Annotated in this window: 17 protein-coding genes and 2 pseudogenes; 14 read left to right on the top strand and 5 right to left on the bottom strand. The window is 73.0% G+C overall.

The window, feature by feature from the left end; translation table 11 throughout:
- Window positions 1-272 (bottom strand): annotated as a pseudogene (locus AB0D31_RS32685) (hypothetical protein); the annotation flags it as partial.
- 115 nt (window positions 273-387) lie between these two features.
- Entirely contained in the window at window positions 388-633 is a 246-nt protein-coding gene (locus AB0D31_RS32690; protein ID WP_362729903.1) for a hypothetical protein, read from the bottom strand.
- A 134-nt stretch (window positions 634-767) separates the two neighbouring features.
- On the opposite strand from AB0D31_RS32690, the gene AB0D31_RS32695 reads away from it, so the two are divergent.
- The 7 genes from AB0D31_RS32695 (at window position 768) to AB0D31_RS32725 (ending at window position 10,997) form a co-directional block, all read left to right on the top strand.
- Window positions 768-1,001: a hypothetical protein gene (locus AB0D31_RS32695; RefSeq protein WP_362729906.1), complete on the top strand. Its 234-nt coding sequence runs from the start codon at window positions 768-770 to the stop codon at window positions 999-1,001.
- 93 nt (window positions 1,002-1,094) lie between these two features.
- Entirely contained in the window at window positions 1,095-1,997 is a 903-nt protein-coding gene (locus AB0D31_RS32700) for a pentapeptide repeat-containing protein (protein ID WP_362729909.1), read from the top strand.
- A 70-nt stretch (window positions 1,998-2,067) separates the two neighbouring features.
- On the top strand, window positions 2,068-2,385 hold the full coding sequence (locus AB0D31_RS32705) for a hypothetical protein (RefSeq protein ID WP_362729912.1): 318 nt from the start codon (window positions 2,068-2,070) through the stop codon (window positions 2,383-2,385).
- Window positions 2,386-2,398: 13 nt separating this feature from the next.
- Window positions 2,399-3,763, top strand: a complete 1,365-nt coding sequence (gene eccD, locus AB0D31_RS32710; RefSeq protein WP_362729915.1) for a type VII secretion integral membrane protein EccD — start codon at window positions 2,399-2,401, stop codon at window positions 3,761-3,763.
- Between the two features lie 405 nt (window positions 3,764-4,168).
- Window positions 4,169-5,425, top strand: a complete 1,257-nt coding sequence (locus tag AB0D31_RS32715) for a type VII secretion protein (protein WP_362729918.1) — start codon at window positions 4,169-4,171, stop codon at window positions 5,423-5,425.
- Complete coding sequence (gene eccCa / locus AB0D31_RS32720) at window positions 5,422-9,429, top strand: type VII secretion protein EccCa (RefSeq protein ID WP_362729921.1); 4,008 nt, start codon at window positions 5,422-5,424, stop codon at window positions 9,427-9,429. The genes AB0D31_RS32715 and eccCa overlap by 4 nt, the downstream gene beginning before the upstream one ends.
- Window positions 9,426-10,997 (top strand): DUF6177 family protein, encoded by a 1,572-nt coding sequence (locus AB0D31_RS32725; RefSeq protein WP_362729924.1) that lies wholly within the window; start codon window positions 9,426-9,428, stop codon window positions 10,995-10,997. The genes eccCa and AB0D31_RS32725 overlap by 4 nt, the downstream gene beginning before the upstream one ends.
- Window positions 10,998-11,500: 503 nt before the next feature.
- On the opposite strand, the gene AB0D31_RS32730 is transcribed toward AB0D31_RS32725, so the two are convergent.
- The gene (locus AB0D31_RS32730) at window positions 11,501-12,499 is read right to left on the bottom strand and encodes a PP2C family protein-serine/threonine phosphatase (protein WP_362729951.1); all 999 of its coding nucleotides are present in this window, start codon (window positions 12,497-12,499) and stop codon (window positions 11,501-11,503) included.
- A gap of 191 nt (window positions 12,500-12,690) precedes the next feature.
- The gene (locus AB0D31_RS32735; protein ID WP_362729927.1) at window positions 12,691-13,878 is read right to left on the bottom strand and encodes a Ku protein; all 1,188 of its coding nucleotides are present in this window, start codon (window positions 13,876-13,878) and stop codon (window positions 12,691-12,693) included.
- Window positions 13,879-13,937: 59 nt separating this feature from the next.
- Between AB0D31_RS32735 and ligD the strand changes: the two genes are divergently transcribed.
- A complete protein-coding gene (ligD, locus tag AB0D31_RS32740) occupies window positions 13,938-14,822 on the top strand; it encodes a non-homologous end-joining DNA ligase (RefSeq protein WP_362729930.1) in 885 nt (294 codons plus the stop codon).
- Window positions 14,819-15,718, top strand: coding sequence for an ATP-dependent DNA ligase (locus tag AB0D31_RS32745; RefSeq protein ID WP_362729933.1), 900 nt, complete (start codon window positions 14,819-14,821; stop codon window positions 15,716-15,718). The genes ligD and AB0D31_RS32745 overlap by 4 nt, the downstream gene beginning before the upstream one ends.
- A gap of 157 nt (window positions 15,719-15,875) precedes the next feature.
- On the opposite strand, the gene AB0D31_RS32750 is transcribed toward AB0D31_RS32745, so the two are convergent.
- The gene (locus AB0D31_RS32750) at window positions 15,876-16,673 is read right to left on the bottom strand and encodes a nuclease-related domain-containing protein (RefSeq protein ID WP_362729936.1); all 798 of its coding nucleotides are present in this window, start codon (window positions 16,671-16,673) and stop codon (window positions 15,876-15,878) included.
- Window positions 16,674-16,843: 170 nt separating this feature from the next.
- Between AB0D31_RS32750 and AB0D31_RS32755 the strand changes: the two genes are divergently transcribed.
- The 5 genes and pseudogenes from AB0D31_RS32755 to AB0D31_RS32775 all read left to right on the top strand — a co-directional run.
- Complete coding sequence (locus AB0D31_RS32755) at window positions 16,844-17,155, top strand: zinc-ribbon domain-containing protein (RefSeq protein ID WP_362729939.1); 312 nt, start codon at window positions 16,844-16,846, stop codon at window positions 17,153-17,155.
- An 85-nt stretch (window positions 17,156-17,240) separates the two neighbouring features.
- Window positions 17,241-17,867: a class F sortase gene (locus tag AB0D31_RS32760; protein WP_362729942.1), complete on the top strand. Its 627-nt coding sequence runs from the start codon at window positions 17,241-17,243 to the stop codon at window positions 17,865-17,867.
- Window positions 17,868-18,233: 366 nt separating this feature from the next.
- Window positions 18,234-19,016 carry a hypothetical protein gene (locus AB0D31_RS32765; RefSeq protein WP_362729945.1) on the top strand — a complete coding sequence of 261 codons (783 nt, stop codon included), beginning with the start codon at window positions 18,234-18,236 and terminating at the stop codon, window positions 19,014-19,016.
- A 29-nt stretch (window positions 19,017-19,045) separates the two neighbouring features.
- A complete protein-coding gene (locus tag AB0D31_RS32770; RefSeq protein ID WP_362729948.1) occupies window positions 19,046-20,335 on the top strand; it encodes a HAMP domain-containing sensor histidine kinase in 1,290 nt (429 codons plus the stop codon).
- Between the two features lie 212 nt (window positions 20,336-20,547).
- Window positions 20,548-20,778: pseudogene (locus AB0D31_RS32775) on the top strand (SH3 domain-containing protein); the annotation flags it as partial.
- Window positions 20,779-20,950: the final 172 nt, after the last annotated feature.

A 20,950-nucleotide genomic window follows, 5' to 3' on the forward strand; every position in this document is an offset into this window, starting at 1 on the left:
ACGGCGATGCAGGAGAGCCTGAAGTCCGCGGCGACGTCGGCAGGCACGATCTCGGGACCGGTCTGCGGCCCCGCACCCATGGGCCCGGTCGGCGGGGCACGCTTCGCCACCAAGCCCGGAACCGGCAGCCACGAAATCGGGGGCGGCAGCCACGAGGCCGGGCACGGCGGAGGGCGGGCGACGACGCCGGCCACACCCGCGGCGAACACGGCGAGACCGACGAGACCGGCGGCGCCGGCTACGACGGCGAGCAGCCGGCCGGGCCGCGGCACGGGGACGAATGGCTGACCGGGGTGCGCCGACGGCCGCGGGACGTCCTCGACGATCCGGTTCAGACTCGCTGGGCCGAAGCCGCGTACAGCGACTTCCTCGAAAACCCGCGTGCCGTCATGCCATCAGTGCCATCAGTAACAACACGGCGGACGTATCCGTGGCGAAGGTTCCGTCGGGTTCCCGGAAGACGAGACAGCGGCGATCACGAAGCATGTCTTCGACACCGAGCATCCCATTGAGGACTACGAGACGGAGGAAGTCGTCCATCGGAAGTTCGGCGCGGATGCCGAAATCGCCGACGCCTGGATCCGTCCCCGCTCGGGCAACACGTTGCCCGAGGACCATGCACTTCTGGAGCACGAGATCTCCGAACTCACCTCCTTCGCGAGCATCCTGGCGCCACATAGCAGACGGCACACGGGTAGCCAAGGAAAGCTGCAATGGGCAGAGCAAGGCCCGCTGGACAAGCGCGAAGACATCGAAAGCGAGTGGTGATGGCGTCACTGGTCTACTTCAAGAAGATCTCCGAAGAGCCGCATTCGATCCGCTATTCATTCGGGGAGGACCCGGATCATATGACCCGCGACCTCACCATGGACATCGAATCCCGTACGGCAACACCGGACGACGACCGAATCGACTACACGTACCTCAAGGCCTCCCGCAAGATCAACGCTGTCTTCGACGAGCGGAGTCAGTGGCCCGAGCGAGGCATGAGCGTCAGCTGAACGGCGTTCGCCGGGGCTGCCGGACGTCATGGGCGGGGCGTGGGGATCGATCGTCGAGGAACAAGGAACAAGGGTGGGGTGGGGTGGGGTGGGGTGATCGGGTTGGCCGGGGTGCGTGATGGAGGCGGGCAGCGGATCGTCCGGGCGCTGCCCGAGGACACGGCGGCCGTGGCGGCGCTGCGCGAGTGGGTCGAGCGGCCCGACTCCCTACTGGGGGTCGACGGGCTCGATCTGACGGGCTCGGATCTGTCGGGGGCCGACTTCGGCGACGGCATGCTGACCCGGACGGTACTCAGGGACGCCGTGCTCGTGGGCACCGGCTTCTACCGGTGCCACATGGAGGCCGCGGTGCTGGATGGCGCGGACCTGACCGGTGCCGGCCTGGTCAAGGCCGTCCTCGACGGCGCCTCCCTGCGGGGTTCGAAACTGGACGGTGCCGACCTGGGCGGCGCCCAGATGTCCGGCACCGACGCACGGGGCGCCTCGCTGCGCGGCGCGCGGCTCAGCGGCGCCTCGCTGCTCGACACGCTGCTTCAGGGCGCCGACCTCGGCGAGGCCTGCCTCGACGCGACCTCGTTCCTGGGCGTCGTGGACGAACACACCGTCGTGCAGGGGCTCTCGGGCACGGTGTTCGGGCCGATGACCGTGGAGAGCGACGGGAAGCGGCGCGAAGTCGGGGGCCGCGCACTGGAGTTGTGGCTGAACGGCCGCGGCGCCGACGTACGGGCGATCGACCCCGCGGCGCCAGCCGTCACGTACTACGCGAAGATCGACGACGGCCACGCGCGGAGCAGCCCGCGCGGTATCGTCCGGCGGCGCTTCCTCCACGCGGTGGCGTACGACGAGGCTTTCACCCGGAATCTCCGCTGGGAGCCGACCGAGTATCTCCGCCTTCATGAACTCGGCCACAATGAGGTCGACCATGTGGAGATCACCGAGGCCGAGGCGGATGCCTTTGCCGCGATGGTGACCGGCGAGCTCCGCGAACGACCTTGATCCGCAACGTGATGCGACACGTGATCCGACAACCGATCCGGCACGTGATCCGAAAGGGGAGGGCCCGGGCATGACCGCCGCGCAGGACTATGACAGCCAATTGCTTGAGTCGGTTTCCGTACGCCGTCGACGCCTTCGCGATGCCCTTCTGTTCGGCGGGCAACGCGGGCGTCGTTCGGTCGACGAACGCCTCGGGAAGCTTTTTGCCGGAATTGTGATAGCGGCGGTGCTCTGCGCGGGGTGCGTGGGCTGGTCGTTCATTTCGCACAAGCTCATCGGCAAGACCGCGTACGGCACTTCGGTTCAGCCGACGTCGATGCCCTCTACGCCCACTTCTTCACCCTCCATGCCCACTTCTTCGCCCGCCGTGAAGTCTTCGGCCCGATGATAGGTTCGCACGCGTGATAGCTACGGGATCGGTGAGCCGTACGGCATTGAGCCGGGTCACTCTGGTCGGTGAACAGCGTCGGGTCGATCTCGTTCTGCCGTCCGAAGAACCCATCGGGATGCTGCTGCCGGAAATCATGCGACTGCTCGGCGACGGCCCCGGCGAGCGGCCGATGCTGCGCCATCTGACGACGGCAGACGGATCGGTCCTCGCGCAGGACTCGACGCTGGCGTCGTCGGGGGTCCCCGACGGCGCGGTACTGCGTCTCGTGCGGGCCGAGGACGCACCGTCGGCGCCCGTCGTGCACGACGTCACCGACGAGGCCGCGGACGATCTCGACGTCCGGGCCTGGCGCTGGCGGCCCGCCGCGCGGCGCGCCGTCGCGGGGCTCGCCACGGTCGGCTGGGCGCTGGCGGCCGGAGCCCTCGCCCGCGAGGAGTTCGCCCTGTCCGCGGTCGGCACGGTGTTGCTCGCCGTCGCCGGCGTCGGCGCGCTCGGCGGGGCGGTACTGGCCCGGGCCGGGCAGCGCGGACCCGCGACCACCCTGATCGTCACGGGCGGCGCGCTCGCGGTGCTCGGCGCCTGGACGCTGGCCGACGCGCACGGCTGGCCGGGCGGCGTACGGCTCGCCGCGGTCGCCGCCGCCCTCACCGTGACGCTGCTGCTGCTCGGGCTGTTCTCACCGCTGGGCCGGGGCGGCCTCGTCGGGGCCGGTGCGGTCGCCGGCGGTGGCGTCTGCTGGGAAGCGGTGATCGCGTTCCAGGCCGGTGCGGGTACGGCCGCAGGCCAGGTGCGGGCCGGGGCGCTCGTGGCGGTCGTGTCGGTTCTGGCGCTGGGGGTGCTGCCGCGCGTCGCTCTCATGGCGTCCGGGCTCTCGGGCCTCGACGACCGGCGCTCCAGCGGCACTTCGGTCAGCCGCTACCAGGTGTCGACGGCGCTCGCCGCCACCCACCGGGGTCTCGCCCTCGCCACGGTCGTCGTGGCGGGCTGCGCGGCGGCCGCCGGGGTGCTGGTGCTGCGCGCGCCGACGGTGTGGACGGTGCCGCTCGCCGCGGTCCTCGTGGTGGTGCTCGCCCTGCGCGCGCGGGCCTACCCGCTGGTGCCCGAGGTCGTCGGCCTGTTCGCCGCGGCCGCCGCGGTGGCCGGACGCCTCGCCTGGGTCTGGTGGGACCACACCGCCGCGTTCGGGCCGCTGGCCCTGCTCGTGGTGCTCGCGGTGGCGCCGGTCGCGGTGCTCGTCATCCAGCCCGCGGACCACGTACGGGTCCGGCTGCGGCGGTTCGGCGACGCGCTGGAGTCGCTCGGCGTGATCGCGTTGTTCCCGCTGGTGCTCGGGGTGTTCGGGGTGTACGGGCGTCTGCTCGGCACGTTCGCGTAGGTATGCGTAGGTATGCGTAGAGGTCGGGGTATGGCTGTGGGCGAGGACTGGCAGCGCGATGTGCTGCGCGAGCTGAGCGGGGACGGCCCGGCGCCGGCCGCGCCGCCGCACGCGGGCCCGGAGCAGGGACCCACCCCCACGGCGACTCCGGCCGCACACCCGAAACCCGGCGCCTCCGCGGGTCCGGCCGCGCCGGGTGCCGATGCGAGTGCCGATCCGGGTGCCGATCCGGGTGCCGATCCGGGTGCCGATCCGGCGGAGGGTACGTTCCGGATACGCCGGTACGAGGCTCTGAACACGCCGTACACACCACAGGGACCGCAGGCCCCGCACACACCGCACTCTGCGCACACACCGATCTCTCCGCAGATGCCGCAAGCTCCGCAGGCGCCGCACGCTCCGCACATGCCGCACGCTCCGCAGGCCCCGCACGTGCCGCAGGCCCCGCTCCCGCAGACCTCGCCGGACCCCCGGCGGTCCGGCGCCCTCGATGCCATCGCTGCCGCCCGCGCCGCCGCCGCAGGGTACGCGGCGGGCTCTCCCGCGGGCCCTCCGGCCGCCCAGAACGGACCCGGCACCCCCGGCACCCCCGGCGCCAACTCGGCCGCAGGCTACGGACCGGGCACCCACGATGCCAACCCCGCACCGCACCCCGGCCCCGCCCCCGGCACCCCCGAGTCCCGCCCCTCCACCCTCCCCGAGCTCCGCGTGCCGCGCGGGCGGGACGCTGCCGTGCCCAGGGCTACGCCCGAGTCCGTGCCCACCGTCGATCCCCGGCTCGCCGTGGCGCTCGGCAAGGCGGTGCACGGGGACTCGGTGACCAAGCGGGCCGGGCGTTCGGTGCGCAGGCTCGGCTCGTCCGCGTCGCAGGACGTGGCCGAGGAGACCCGGATCGGGCGGGAGTTGCAGCAGCCCGTGACGACCGGGCGGGTCATCGCGGTCACCTCGATCAGGGGCGGCGTGGGCAAGACCACCGTGGCCGCGCTGCTGGCGCGGAGCTTCAACCACTACCGGCACGACCCGGTGCTCGCCCTGGAGGCGGACGGTGCGCTCGGCACGCTGCCGGTGCGGCTGGGCGCCGAGTCGGTGCGCTGGTCCTGCGCCGACCTCGCCGGCATCCTCACCCCGGCCATGCAGCTGACCGACGTCACCGGCTACCTCGTACCGATCACCGACGGCGGCTGGCTGCTGCCCGCGAGCCAGGGCCGCCTCGGGGCGCCGCTGAGCATGCGGACGTACCGCGCCGTGACGCTCGCCCTGCGGCGGTACTTCGCGGTGACGGTGGTCGACTGCGAGACGCTGCCCGGCGAGGTGGCCCGTACCGCGATGGACACCGCGCACGCCCGTGTCGTGGTGGCCCCGATGACCGCGGAGGGCGTCGGCGGCACCCGGGTCGTCCTGGACTGGCTCGCCCACCTGCCGCACCAGGCGCTCGCCACCACCGTGGTGGCCCTGACCGCCAACTCCCCCGATATGACGCTGGACTTGAAGACCGCCACCGCGCATCTGCGGGAGGCGGGCGTCACCGTGTTCCCGGTCCCCTACGACCGGCATCTGGCCCAGGGAGGCCCCATCCAGACCGCACTGCTCGGCCAGGCCACCCGGCAGGCCGCCGTCGCGCTGGCCGCCGAGGCGATGGAGCGGGCGGTGAGGACGCGATGACGCTGCACCAGGTCCACCGCCCCGCCCGCTCCACCCGGCCGGGCGGCCCGTCGGCGCCGCGTGCCGTGGAGCCGCCGCCCAACCTGCCCGAGGGCAAGACCGGTACGGCCGCGACCGCTCTGTTGCCGATGGCCGGCGTGATGAGCTCCGTGATCATGATGACGGTGATCCGCAACAGCCAGTTCGCGGGGCTCGGCGCCATCGTCCTGGTGGTGGCGCTGCTCGGTGCGGTCGCGCTGTTCCTGTCGCAGCGGGGCAAGGCGCAGCGCACCCGGCGCACTCAGCGCGAGCGGTATCTGGAGTACCTGGAGGAGCAGCGCGAGGAACTCGGCGCCGTGGAGCGGGAGTCGAGGCTGCGGGCCCGGCTGCTCAACCCGCCGCCGCAGGCGCTGTACGACCTGGTGCGTGATCCGGCTCGGCTGTGGGAGCGCCGGCGTGGTGACGCCGACTTCCTGCGGGTGCGGGTGGGCACCGGCACCGTACCGACACAGGATCTGTCGATCGGGCAGAACAGCACCCAGGGCGTGCTGACCCCGCCGGATCCGTTCATGCTGAACGAGGCGCGGGCCTTGGTGGCCCGGTACGCCACGGCCACCGAGTCGCCGCTGACGGTGCCGCTCGACCGGGCCGCGAACGTGAGCGTGGTCGGTGACCGCGAGGGCGTGCTGCGGGTGGCGCGGGCGCTGCTCGCGCAGGCGGCGGTCACCCACGCACCGGACGATCTGGCGATCGCGCTCGCCGTGCCGGGCGACCGTCTTGAGGAGTGGGCGTGGGCGAAGTGGCTGCCCCACGTCCTGGACGCGCTGGAGAGCGACGGTCCGGTGGCGGCGCGGCGGATCGCGCCGAGCATGCCGCAGCTGGCCCGGCTGATGCGTACGGAGCTGCGCCGCCGGGCCTCGTACGCGGCGGAGGTGCGCCGGGGCCTGTCCGACCGGGACGCGCTGCTGATGATCGACCGGCTGCTCGTGGTGAGCGACGAGTACGGCCTGCCCGCCGACGAACTGCCGCGCCCGGACGCGGCGGTGGGCCTCGTCGACATGGGTGTGACGGTGCTGCACCTCCTTGAGCAGCAGGTGCACGAGCCTGATCAGGTCAGTGTGCGGATCACCGTGGACGGGGAGCGGATCACGGTGGAGGATCTGCGCGATCCCGCCGCGCCGAGGCCCGCCGTGTCCTACGGCCTGTCCGACGAGATGAGCACGGCCGGCGCGGAGGGGCTCGCGCGGATGCTGGCGCCGCTGCGGCTGTCCGCCGAGTCGGTGGCCGAGGGCACCCCGGTGACCGGGCCGGTGGACTTCCCCGCGCTGCTCGGCATCGACGACCCCGCGGCCCTCGACATCGGCCGGCTGTGGGCGCCGCGCGGCGAGCGGGCGTTCCTGCGGGTGCCGATCGGGCTCGACGACCGGCACCAGCCGGTGCTGCTCGACCTGAAGGAATCCTCCGAGCTGGGCATGGGTCCGCACGGCCTGTGTGTGGGCGCGACGGGTTCCGGCAAGTCGGAGCTGCTGCGCACCCTGGTGCTCGCGCTGGTCGCCGGCCATCCGCCGGAGGATCTGGCGCTGGTCCTGGTCGACTACAAGGGCGGCGCCACCTTCGCGCCGTTCGCCGAACTGCCGCACGTGGCCGGGGTGATCACCAACCTGGAGAACCAGGCCGGTCTCGTCGAGCGCGTGCACACCAGTCTCGCGGGCGAGGTCAAGCGGCGCCAGCAGGTCCTCAAGGACGCGGGCAACGTCGCCGACATCGGGCACTACGCCGCGCTGCGCGCCGAGCGGCCCGAACTCGAACCCCTCCCCCACCTCTTCGTGGTGATCGACGAGTTCGGTGAACTCCTCACCGCCAAGCCCGACTTCATCGACCTGTTCCTGTCGATCGGCCGGATCGGCCGCTCCATCGGCGTGCACCTGCTGCTGTCCAGCCAGCGCATCGAGGGCGGCAAGCTCAAGGGCCTCGACACCTATCTCTCCTACCGGCTCGGCCTGCGGACGTTCTCCGCCGACGAGTCGCGCACCGTCCTGGACACCACGGACGCCTTCCATCTGCCGCCGCTGCCCGGCTTCGGCTATCTGAAGGTCGACACGTCCACGTACGAACGGTTCAAGGCGGGGTACGTGTCCGGCGCCTACCGGGGCCCGGCCATCCTGGAGCAGCAGGACGACACCCCGCTCGCGTGGCCGTACCCCACCTTCAACTCCCCGGCGCACAGCGACGGTTCGGAGGTGCCGGCCGAGCCGCAGATGCGGGAGCGCGAGACCGGGCCGACCGTCATGTCGGCCATGGTCGACCAGTTGCGGACGGCCGCCGAGCCGGTCCGCCGGATCTGGCTGCCGCCGCTCCCGCAGGCCGTCACCCTCGACGCGGCGGCAGGTCCGCTCCAGGTCTCCGAGCACGGGCTCAGGCTCAGCCACCGGCCGGGTCCCATGCGGGTGCCGCTCGGGCTGCTCGACGACCCCGGCCGGCAGTGGCAGGGGCCGTGGACGCTCGACCTGACGGTGGCGGGTGGGCATGTGGCCGTCATCGGCGGCCCCCAGTCCGGCAAGACGACCCTGCTGCGCACCCTCGCCCTCTCCCTCGCCCTGACCCACACTCCGGCCCAAGTCGCGCTGTACGGTCTTGACTTGGTGGGTGGTGGTCTCGCCGCGCTCGCGGGGCTTCCGCACGTCGGCGGGATCGCGGGGCGCGCCGACCACGAGCGGGCCGCGCGCACCGTCGCCGAGGTGCGGGCCATGCTCGCCGCGCGGGAGGAGCTGTTCCGTGAGCACGGCATCGACTCCGTCGACCAGCTGCGCACCCTGCGCGCGCAGGGCCGGCTCCCCGAGCTCGGCTCGACCGACGTGGTGCTGCTCGTCGACGGGTACGGGGCGCTGCGCGACGAGTTCGCCGATCTGGACGACGCGGTGGCCGACCTCCTCAAGCGGGGCAGCGGCTACGGCATCCACATCGTGGCGGGCATGCTGCGCTGGAACGACGTACGGATCGCGACGCAGTCGATGTTCGGCACCCAGCTGGAGCTGCGGCTCAACGATCCCACCGACTCGTCGATCGACCGCAAGCTGTCCGAGACGCTCGCCCTGGACACCCCGGGCCGGGTCCTGACCAACGGCAAGCTGTTCGCGCAGACGGCACTTCCGCGCACCGACTCGGTCGCCTCGCCGGACGGTCTCGGCCCCGCGCTCGAAGACGCGGCCCGTACCGTACGGGCCACCTGGCACGGCGAACTCGCTTCCCCTGTACGGGTGTTGCCGACCCGGTTGCCCGCGCAGCGGCTGCCCTCGCCGGCCGCCGAGCCGAAGCGGATCCCGATCGCCGTCGACCAGGACGCGCTGAACCCGGTACTCCTCGATCTGTTCGAGCACGACCAGCATCTGCTGATCCTCGGCGACAACGAGTGCGGCAAGACCAATCTGCTCAAGCTCATCGCGCAGCAGTTCACCGCGCGCTACAGCGACGAGGAGCTGGTCTTCGCCGTGTTCGACCCGCGCCGCGGGCTGCGCGGTGTGGTGCCGGAGCCGTACCGCGGGGGCTACGCGTACAACGCGAAGATCAGCGCGGGGCTCGCGGCGGGGATCGCCACGGAGCTGGAGAAGCGGCTGCCCGACGAGGGCGTGGATCACGACGCGCTGCCGGAGGGGCCCTCGTTCAGCGGTCCGCGGATCGTGGTCCTCGTCGACGACTACGACATCCTCACCACCGCGGGGCAGCAGCCGCTCGCGCCGTTCCTGCCGTACATCTCCTCCGCGCAGGACATCGGGCTGCACTTCGTGGTGGCCCGGCGCGTGGCGGGTTCCTCACGGGCGCTGTACGAACCGTTCCTGACCACCCTGCGCGAGACGGGCACCACCGCGCTCGTCATGGCGGGCGACCGCACCGAGGGGCAGCTGTTCCCCGGTCTGTACGCGGCCGCGCAGCCGCCGGGCCGCGGCTTCCTGGTACGCCGGGGCCGGCGCCACCAGCTCGTCCAGACCGCCCTCGCGCACCAGCCGGAAGAAGCAGAGCCCTCATGACCAAGGACGTCATCGCCCTCACCCCGAAGATGCCGGACACCTGGGCCCTGCTCGCCGGCCTGTACGCGGGCGGGCCCGGGCTCACCGTCGACACCGGCGACGACGGGGCGGTGGTCCAGCTCTGCGCCCCCGACGGGCGGCCCCTGGTCTCCCTGGAGGCGCCCCTGCTCATGCAGGTACCGGGCGAGGCCGAACGCCTCCTGGGCGTTGGCATCACGCCCCCCGAGCTGCCGTTCTGGTGGACGGAGGCGCGGGCCTCCACGGCGGCGCCCGAGGCGGAACGGCTCGCGGGGTCGGTCGCCGGGCGGCTCACCACCCTGCTCGGCGGCGCCGCGTGGCCACCGGGCGCCGCGACCACGGACGTCGTGCCGGTGGCGCCCGAGGGCGAGGTGACCGCGCGGCCCGTGAGCGGCGGCGCACACCCGACGGTCGACGTCCTCACGGACTCGACGGCCGTCGTCATGTGCGACCGGCCGCTCGTCGCGCTCACCGCGTGGCTCTCACACATCCTGCGCGCCGCGGGGGAGAGCCGCCGCGCCCTGCAGATCGTGACGCCACCGGGCGTGCGGCTCAGCCTTCCGCTGCGGACCGCACTGACGGGGGCGCCCAACCGCTGGGTGGTGAAGGACCCCGCCTGCGGCTACTACGACGGCCTGTCCGGCGCGGTGCTGCGCTGGCAGGACGGCACGTTCGCACCGGCGCGCGATGCGTCGGGGCGGGCGGTGGTGGCCGAGGCGTTCACCGCGGGGGCGGGGGGCGCGGCTCCGGGCGGCACGGGGTCCAGCGGTACGGCTCCGGGCGGCTCCGGGTCAGGCGGTACGGGTCCGGGCGGTACGGGGTCGGGCGGTACGGGGTCGGGCGGTACGGGGTCGGGCGGCGCAGGGTCGAGCGCGACGGCTCCGGGCGGCTCCGGGCGGCAGCTGATCGTCGCGTTCCGAACGGTGCACAACGCGGACGAGAACCTGACGCTCGGCCGCGCACTGGAAGCGGCCTGGGCCGCGCTGACCGGCTCGGATCCGGTCGGTTGGGGCACCGCCGAACCCATCAACCTCCCTTGGTCCACCCGGCAGTTGACGGACCTGGCGCGTGACCGGGCGCCCGAGCCGACGCACTTCCTCGCCGTCGGCGACCCCGCGCGGCCCGCGCTCGGCGGGCTGCGGGTGACCCGGGTCGAGCGAGGCGTCTCCGCGGAAGCCACGCTCACGCTCGGGTACGGGGCGGACGAGACGGTGCCGCTGGACGCGGTGCAGGAGCTGGCCACGACGCTGGCCGAGACGCACGGGCTTGCGGAGATGTTCGTCTCGCTGCGTCGCGCGCGCCGCGATCTCGCCGTGCCGGCGTGGTTCGAGGCGCCGCCGGTTCCGGTGTCGTACACGCTGGGGGCGGAGGGGGTGCGTGCGGCGGGGCTCGCCCATGCGCGCCGGCCGCCCCTGTCCATGCGGCCCGTCCAACTCGGCCCGGATGCGGCGCCGGCGCTGCACTACGTGCTGGGTGACGGTGGGGATGCGGGTGCGTGGGCGAAGCTGGAGCACCTGATGGCCCACCTGGCGCCCCGGGCCCGCCCCTGACCCCGGCGCCCTTGAGCGTGCGCGCCCAGCCACACGCCGCGTTCCCCGTCCCCGGTCCCTCTTGCAGCCTGCGCTCAGCGGCACCCCGCCCGGGCCGCGCCCCGGCCCCGGTCCCTCTTGCGGCGTGCCCTCAGCGGCACCCCGCCCGGGCCGCGCCCGGACCCCGGCTCACCGGCCCACGCGCCGAACCGGCATGCCGCCCAGGGGCGCGGGGAACTGCGCGAACGACCCCTACGGTCCGCAGCCGAACGACTTCGCTCCCGCGGGTTCCCCGTCATCTGCGGACCGTGCGGGGCTGGTCGCGCAGTTCCCCGCGCCCCTAGTAGGGCAACCCGTACCGAACGGTCGCGCCCACCGTGGCGGAGCCAGCCACGTGTCACAGCCCCGCGCCCCTGGGTGGGTGAGGCCCAGGCCAGGCGGCAGGGCAAGCTCCCTGTCCCCCAGCCCCAGGTGGGTGGGGGCGGCCCGGGCCGCAGAGGGCGGCACTTGGGCCTGGGGGCGGGCTACTCGCGGTGGCGGAGCAGGAGCATCGCGGCGTCGTCGTGCAGGGGCCCCTCCGTGTGGAGGATCAGGTCGCGGCGCAGGGCCTCAAGGGCCGCCTCCGGATCGGGGTCCTTCAGGAGGAGCGTGCGGGCCCCCAACGGGTAGAACGCTCCCGACCGGTCCCGCGCCTCGGTCACCCCGTCCGTGTAGAGGAGCAGCTGGTCGCCCGGCGCGAACGTGACCCGGAACGGCAGCGGGCCGTCCTCCTTCCCGAGTCCGAGTCCCAGCGGCAGCGCGTACTGGGCCGGCTCGGGGAAGGACACCTCGCCGTCGGCGCGTACCAACAGGGGTGGCGGATGGCCGTAGTTGAGGAACACCGCCCCGTTCTCCGGGTCGAGCTCCGCGATGATCGCGGTGACGAACTTCTCGCCCTCAAGCACCCGCCCCGCCGCCCGCTCCACCCGCGCGCCGACCCTCCTGAGGTCGGGCTCGTCATGGGCCGCCTCACGGAACGCGCCGAGCACCGCCGCCGCGGTCTCCACCGATTCGAGCCCCTTGCCCTGCACGTCGCCGATGATGACCCGTACGCCCTCGGGCGCCGCCACCACCTCGTACAGGTCTCCGCCGATCCGCGCCTCCGCCACCGCCGAGGTGTACGAGACCGCCGCGCGCAGATGGCCCGCGCTGCGCGGCACCGGCCGCAGCAGGACCCGCTGGGCGACCTCCGCGATGGAGCGCATGCCGGCCAGTTCCGCCTCGCGGCGCTGACGCATCACGGATCCGGCGACGCCCACCGCCGTCACCCCCGCCACCGCGGCGAGCGAGGCGAAACCACGGCGTTCCTCGAAGAGGTCGCTGTACATGCCGAGTCCGACCCCGGCCACCAGGGCGATCAGGCCCGCCGCGACCGTACGTCCCCAGCCACCGACCAGACCGGCGAAGGCGGGACCGAGCGAGACCAGGGGCAGCAGGCCGACCGTGGGGCCCGCGATCAGGTTGGCCACGACCACCAGGGCCATCACCGCGTACGGCAGGATCCGCAGCACCAGGGGCTCGGTGCTGACGCGCGCCTCGGTACGGGCGTGGCCGTCGACGGTTCTTGGCAGCATGACCACACCCCTTTCACACCCTTGGGCATCCATTTCGCCATCACAAGCGCGCCGCAACCCTTCCGTTACCGAATCGAGGCCGCGCGCCGGGGGCGTGGAGCTCAGGCGCTGGCCCGCTTCCTGGGCGCCGCTTTCTTCGCCGTCGACTTCTTGGCGGTGGTGGCGGTGGACTTCTTCGCCCCGGTGGACTTGGGGTTGGCCGCGGCGGACTTCTTCGCGGTGGCCTTGGACCCGGACGACTTCGCCGCACTCGATTTGGACGAGCCGGACGAGCCCGAGGACCCCGACGACCGCGACGACGCGGATGACGTGGACGCCGCCGTGGACTTGGACCGGGCCTGCTTCGACGGCGCCGACCTCTTCGCCGCACCCTCCCCCTTCGCGCCCGCCCCCTTCGCGCTCGCGCTCTTCTTCGCAGGCGCCTTGCGCGCCGCCGCCGTGGACTTTCGCGCGTTCAGCTGGGTGACCTCGGCGACCGTCTCGTCCTGCCCGGCGCCCTCGTCCCCCTCGCCGCGCGCGGCCTTCGCGGCCTTGACGCTGCTCTCCAGGGCAGCCATCAGGTCGATGACCTTGCCGCCCGGGGCGGCCGGGGCCGACTCCGCGGCCGGGACCGCGCCGTCGGCCTTCGCGGCGATGAGCTCCTCGACGGCGGTGCGGTAGTCGTCGTGCAGCGTCGACATGTCCACCTCACCAAGGGTGTCCATGAGGGCGTCGGCCAGGTCGAGTTCGGCCTCGCGCACGCTGACCTCGGCCTCGGGCGCCGCATCCTCGGCGGCCCGGATCTCGTCCGGCCAGAGCAGCCCGTGCATCGCGATCACGTCGTCGACGACGCGCAGCATCCCGAGCCGCTCCCGCCCGCGCAGCGCGAACTTGGCGATGGCGACCTTCCGGCTCCGCTTGAGGGCCTCGCGCAGCAGGGTGTACGGCTTCGCGGCGGGCACTCCGTTGGCGGAGAGGTAGTACGCGGCGTCCATCTGGAGCGGGTCGATCGAGTCGGCCGGCACGAACGCGACGATCTCGATGGTCTTGGCCGTCGGCAGCGGCAGCGAGGCGAGATCGGCGTCGGTGATCGGGATCATCGAGCCGTCGGCGTCCTCGTACGCCTTGCCGATCTCCTCGCCGCTCAGCTCCTCGCCGTCCAGCTCGCACACCTTGCGGTAGCGGACCCGGCCGCCGTCCGCCGTGTGGATCTGGCGGAACGAGATCGAGTGGTTCTCGGTGGCGTTCACGAGCTTGATCGGGATGCTGACCAGGCCGAACGAGATCGCGCCGTTCCAGATGGATCGCACTGTTTCTCCTCTTCATCCCCGAGGAGTGTGGTTCGCGTGGTTCGTGAGACTCTCATCGTATGACGCCGATCACCGAGGTGGAGGGGCGGCGGATCGCCCTGTCGAACCTGGAGAAGGTCCTTTATCCGGCGACCGGGACCACCAAGGGCGAGCTGCTGCACTACTGCGCCTCCGTCGCGGACCCGCTCCTGGCTCATTTGCGGGGGCGCCCGGTGTCGTTCCTGCGCTTTCCCGACGGGCCCGGGGGCCAGCGTTTCTTCACCAAGAATCCCCCGCCCGGCACCCCCGCCTGGGTGAACACCGCCGAGGTGCCGCGCTCCGAGGACAAGGCGGCCCGGCAGGTGGTGGTGGCGGATCTCGCGACCCTGATGTGGGCGGCCAACCTGGTGGTGGAGTTCCACACCCCGCAGTGGCGCGCGGACGCCCCGGCCGAGGCGGACCGCCTCGTGCTCGACCTCGATCCGGGCGCGCCCGCGAGTGTGGTCGAGTGCTGCGCGGTGGCGCTCTGGCTGCGCGACCGGCTGGCCGCGGACGGGCTGCGGGCGTACGCGAAGACCTCGGGTTCCAAGGGGCTGCATCTGCTCGCGTCGCTCGAGCCGACCCCGTCCGATCAGGTGTCGGCGTACGCGAAGGTGCTGGCCAAGGAGGCCGAGGCGGCCCTTCCGGAGCTGGTCACGCACAAGATGGCCAAGGCGCTGCGGCCCGGCAAGGTGTTCGTCGACTTCAGCCAGAACGCGGCGGCCAAGACCACCGCGACGCCGTACACGGTGCGCGCCAAGGAGCGTCCGACGGTGTCGGCACCGGTGTCGTGGGCCGAGGTCGAGGCGTGCGGAGCCCCGGACGACCTGACCTTTCTGATCGGCGACATCGCGGCCCGCGTGGAACGGGACGGTGACCTGCTCGCACCGCTGATGGACCCCGACGAGGCGGGCCGGCTGCCATGAGCGGCCGTGGGCCGCGACCCCCGCTCACCGTCGCCCTCGCGGAGGCGGTGGGGACGCTGCCGCGCGGCGCCGGGTGGGCGTACGAGCCGAAGTTCGACGGGCACCGGATGGTGGTCTTCCGCGACGCGGACCGGGTCCTGCTGCAGGCGCGTTCGGGGCGGATCGTCACCGCGGCGTTCCCCGATCTGGCGGACGCCGCACGGGAGTTGGCGCCGGGCACGGTGCTCGACGGCGAGGTGGTGGTGTGGACGCAGGGGCGTACCGACTTCGCGGCGGTCCAGCGCCGGGCCGCCGCGACCGCGGCCAGGGCGCCGCTGCTGGCCCGCCGCCTGCCCGCCTCCTACGCCGCCTTCGATCTGCTCGCCGACGCCGGCCGCGATCTGCGGGCCGAGCCGTACGAGCACCGGCGTGACCGGCTCGTGGAGGTCCTGGCTCCGCTCGGGCCGCCGTTGCAGGCGGTGCCGATGACGACGTCGGCGGAGACGGCGCTGACCTGGTACGAGACGCTGCCCGCGAGCGGCATCGAGGGGCTGGTCGCCAAGCGTCTCGACGCCCCGTACCGGGCCGGTCGCCGCACCTGGCGCAAGCTGCGGCACACCGACACCCGCGAGGCCGTGGTGGTCGGCCACACGGGGAGCCCGGCCCGGCCGACCGCGCTCGTCCTGGTGCTGCCGGGCGACGACGTGCCGGTGGTGTCGAGCCCGCTGCCCGCCGCCCTGCGCGTGGAGGCGGGCCGGGCGCTCGCGCCGCTCGCGGCCGAGGGGGGCGGTACGGCGGTCGCGGCCGGGCTCGGCGAGGTGGCGTACCGAGCGGTGGCGGTGGGGCTGCTCGCGGAGGTCGAGTGGGCGACCACGCGGCATGCGGGGGCGGTGGTGCAGCGGCTGCGGGAGGCGTGACGCGCAGAGCTGACGCACTGACGTGGAGCTGATGCGCTGACGTGGAGCTGATGCGCTGACGCGCTGACGTGGAGCTGATGCGCTGACGCGCTGACGTGGAGCTGATGCACAGAGCACAGAGGGGGCGCACCCCGTAGGCGCCAAGCCCCAGGGGGGTTCAGACGCGCTGCCACGTTCTGCGGTCGCGTGCCGTCCAGTACAGCGACTCGACGTCGGCCGGTTTCAGGATGCCGCCCCGGCGGGCGAGGTCGGGAATCTCGCTGTCCCGCAGGACGCTCACACCGTCGGCGCGGCCCGGCTCGATCCGTTCGGCGCCGACCAGGACCAGGAGTGGCCGTACCGCCGCCGTCAGGGCGAGGGCGGCGCGTTCGGCCTGGTGCCGGGCTTCGCGGAGCAGCGGCGCCGGGGCGGCGCGGCCCACCGTGACCAACGGGTCGGCGATCCGGACCCGCCGACCGTCCGCGTCGACGGAGCGCACGGTGTGCACTCCGCCGGGCCCCACCAGCAGATGGTCGAGGGTGGCCCCGCCGGGCAGCGGGACCGCGTGCAGCACGTGCCAGCCGGCGTCGTCGAGCCCGTCGAGCGCGGCGCCCGCCCGTTCCTGTGCGGCCAGTGCGCGGCGCCTCGGGTCGGCCCGGAAGCGGTGGGCGGGGCCGTGCCGCTCCAGCTCGCCCAGGAGCGCCTCGCCGGGCCGGTTGGGCGCGAGGTCGTCGTCGGGGTGAAGGGCGAGCCGGGCGAGGTCGGCGACGGTCGGCACGGGCGGCGGTCCGACGAGGAGCTCGCCGACGGCGTAGGGGCGCAACGCCGCGAGCACCGCGTCCCGGTGGTCGTCGAGCAGCAGCGAGACGCGGCCGGAGTCGCGGTCGTACCAGGCGGCGGCGCGCCCGTCCGGGAGGCTGACGTACAGTCGCGCCTGTCCGTGCCGGTGTACCGGTGTGACCCGCAGTCCTGCCATGCCCCATCACCCCACCTCGACCATGGGAACAGCCCGTCGGCCGTGAGGCAATAAGCGCGGTGGGCGTGGTCACGGCGCGGTGGTGCCCGTCCGCGATGGACGCAGGGCGGTCATGGCCACGACACTTACGCGCGAGACGCATCCAATGGATCCGGGAGGGGAACCACTCAATGATCATCTTCGGCACCCGCGGCTATCTCCAACAGCTCGCGATGCTCACGCTCGTGTGCGGCAACTGCGGCAACCCGGCGGCGCACGCGCTGCGCAAGGCCGTCACGAAGTTCACGCTGTTCTTCGTTCCGCTGTTCCCGATCTCGACGAAGTTCCGCACGCAGTGCACCTTCTGCGGTCTTCAGCAGCAGATCACCAAGGAGCAGGCCGAGGGGCTGCTCGCACAGCCGGCACCGCAGCCGTACGGCCAGCCGCAGCCGGGCCAGCCGCAGGGCCAGAACCCGTACCAGCAGAACCCGTACCAGCAGTAGGGCGCGCCGCATCGTCGGCCGATCTATGGCGCACTGTTACGCATGCGCGGCAATGCCGCAATGACGGACATTTAGCGTCGTAGGCATGACGACTCCTACCATGCCCCGAACCGCCAGGATCGCGGCCGCCTCCGTGCTCGCCCTCACCGTCGGCGGCGGGATCATGGCCTGCACCCCGGACCCGGTGGCCAAGGCCCCGGACGTCCGGATGCAGAACGCCGCTGTCCCCCGAACCGAGGCGGCCGTCGGCCCGCTGAGGGCCGCCGAGCCGACCCGGCTCGTCATCCCCTCCGCCGGGGTCGACGCGAGCCCGGTGCTGCGGCTCGGGGTGGACTCCGCACAGGAGCTGGAGGTCCCACCGGTGGACCGGGCCCAACAGGCGGGCTGGTACACCGGCAGCGTCACGCCGGGCGAGAAGGGGGCCTCGGTCCTGGTTGCGCACTACGACACGGCACGGGGCCCGGCGCTGCTGCGGAACGTCAAGGACATGAAGGTCGGCGACGTCATCGAGGTCGGCCGGGCAGACGGCTCGACCGCGGTGTTCCGGATCAGGGAGACCGAGCAGGTCGAGAAAAAGGACTTCCCCACGCATAAGGTGTACGGAACGACCGATCGTCCCGAGCTCCGCCTGATCACCTGCGGGGGCCCCGTCAAGGACGGTCACCGCTCGGCCAACATCATCTTCTACGCCGACCTCGTCCGGGCCGGTTAGGCCGGTCCGGGCCGTAACCGGATTACGCGGCCGGGCCGGACCCGGCTGGGCGCCGAGCCGGACCCGGTTGGGCGGCCGGACCGGCCCGATTACGCGTCGATCGCACCCGGGTACGCGCAGAACCGGACCCGATTACGCGTCGGACCACACCCGGGTACGCGCAGGACCGGACCCGATTACGCGTCGGACCACACCCGGGTACGCGTCGGATCGCACCCGGGTAGCGTCGGACCGAACCCGGTAACCGGCCGGACCGGCGGCGTACGCGGTCGCGTAACCGGCCGGACCGGCCGCACACCGCCGGGGCTCCGGCGAAGCCGCGGCGGAGGGTGAAATAGCCTGGGGTTCCCGCACGACAGGAGCACCTTGACCCGCCACCGCCGCATCGCACTGCTGGCACCCCTGCTGACCGCAGCGGGTGCCGTGCTGCTGTCCGGCTGCGGCGGGGCGGGGCATCTGAAGAGTTCGGGGGCGACGCCCGCGGCCATCGGCCCCATCCATCTGTGGCCCGGACTGCCGCCCGCGTCCGCGACCCCCAACGACTACGGCGAGACCGACACCGAGCAGGTGCCCGGGATCAAGGTGTCCGGCGGCGATGTGCGCAAGCTCGACCCGGTCGCCGTGGTGCAGGCCGAGGTGAAGGCGCACCCCAGCACCTACAGCGGCAGCGACGGCCTGTACGACGAAACGGTTCGCCAGCTCGCCACCTGCAAGCAGAAGCCGGGCAGCTGCCCCGTGCTCAAGCCGTACTACCGCGACCTGAACGGGGATGGGAAGGACGAGCTGATCCTGGGCATCCGCATGCCGGACCAGGAGCTCGCGGTGCGCTGCTACATGCCGGCCCCGGACGGCGGGCTCATCCGCATCATGTCCACCGTCGACCAGATCATCAGCGTCGACCTGGCGGGCCGCGACGTGATCCTGCGGTCGGTGTCGGCGGGGATGCCCGGGTACGAGTACCGCACCGCGTGGTCCTGGGACGACCACCAGCGGGCGATGCTGCCCACCCGGGACGAGATCGTGCGCCGCAAGTCCGGCGACACCCCGGGCGGCAAGCATCCCGTGCCCTCCGGCGCCGGGCAGCCGTCGCCGAAGAAGAAGCCGCCGACGGCGAGCCCGTCGGCCACCCCTACGGCGGCGACCCCATGAGACTCCCGCGGATACCACGCCCCGCCCGCATGCCGCTCCCCGCCTGGACGGCGACGCTCACCTGGAAGTCCGCCGTCTTCATCATGGTGATGTGCTGCGCGCTCGCCTCGCTGCTCGGCGTCCTGGTGCACGTCTCGGTGACCCGGCAGACCGTCGGCGAGGCCCGCGGCAAGGCGCTCGACCGGCTCACCGACGTCACCCGGATGTACGAGGCGGGCGAGCAGCTGCCGCCCGGCGCCGGCATCGACCCGCCGGAACTGCCCGGCTCGCTGCGCGCGCTCGCCGTCTCCGGCAGGCGCGGCACCCTCGTCGACGACGACCACGGCCGCCCCACCATGTGGGCGGCGGGCCCCGCCGACGGCAGGGCACTCGCCGCCGAGATCGACTACACGCAGAGCGCCCGCACCATCAACGGCCTCGACAAGGCCATCCTCGGCTCGTCGATCCTGGCCATCGGAGCCACCCTCCTCGTCGGCGTCTTCGCGGTCACCAGGATCACCCGGCGCCTGCACCAGACGGCGACCGTGGCCCGCCGGATCGACGCGGGCGACCTCGACGCGCGGGTCAACGACCCCCGTACCAAGGACCCCTCGCGTCCCCAGGACGAGGTGGCCACGGTGGCCGGCGCCCTCGACACGATGGCCTCCACTCTCCAGGGCAAACTCCTCAGCGAGCAGCGCTTCACCGCCGATGTCGCCCATGAGCTGCGCACCCCGCTGACCGGACTGCACGCCGCCGCCGAGCTGCTGCCCGAAGGACGTCCGGCCGAGCTGGTGCGCGACCGCGTGAAGGCAATGCGCTCGCTCACCGAGGACCTCCTGGAGATCTCCCGTCTCGACGCGGGCGGCGAACGGGTCGACCTGGACCTGGAGCAACTGACCCCGGTGGTGGAGCGGGTGGTGCGCGCGTCGGCCGCGTCGGGGACCGGCGAGACCACCCTCACGGTGGTGCGGGACGCCTGCGTGGAGACGGACAAACGGCGCCTTGAGCGGGTGGTCGGCAACCTGCTCGCCAACGCGCACAAACACGGCAGGGCCCCGGTCGAGCTGACGGTGCGCGGCCCGGTCATCACCGTGCGGGACCACGGCGGGGGCTATCCGGCCTATCTTCTCGACCACGGGCCCCAGCGCTTCCGCACCGACGCGGGGACCAAGGGGCACGGGCTCGGCCTGACCATCGCGGCGGGGCAGGCGGCGGTGATCGGCGCGAAGCTGAGCTTCGGCAACGCCCCGGACGGCGGAGCGGTGGCCCGGCTCGAACTGCCCGAGGTCGTCGGCCTGCCCGGGCCCGACGGCGAGGCGGCCGCGCACCCCGAGTGACGCGCCGTCACGCTTTGCGATCCTCAAGGTGCGAATTTAGTGTGAGGCAAGCGAATTGAGGGTCGTTCACCCGCGGCCCCGCCCCTTTCACAGGAGGCACCATGTTCCTGCGCTCCCCCCTCGCCACCCTTGGCCTGTGTGTCGCCACCGGCGCCGTGGCCGTTCTCGCCACGGCGCAGACCGCCGCCGCGGAGGAGTCCGCACGCGGCGACTACAAGGGCCGCGTCACCGCCAAGTCCGGCCTGATCCTGCGCGACCGGCCCACCCGGAGCAGCAGGATCGTCGGCAAGGCGGCGTACGGCTCGATCGTGCACATCTTCTGCAAGACCGGCGGCGACCGGGTCAACGGGAACGACCGCTGGTATCTGCTCACCGACGGCACCTGGGCGTGGGGTTCCGCGTACTACGTCGACAACATCGGCCCGGTGCCCCGCTGGTGCTGACCCGCCCTCTCGTTCACCGGAACGGCTGCGGGTAGCAGTCGCGAACCGTCCCGGAGCCACCGGCGGTGCCACGTTTCCGTCACCCGTTCGGGCCGGGCCGGCTCGTCAGCCGTCGCGTTCCAGGCGCCGTGCATGTCGTACGTCATGATGTTGGCGTAGTCGAGGGACGCGC

This window comes from Streptomyces sp. NPDC048361 (assembly GCF_040651795.1).
In the GTDB taxonomy this organism is placed as follows: Bacteria; Actinomycetota; Actinomycetes; order Streptomycetales; family Streptomycetaceae; genus Streptomyces.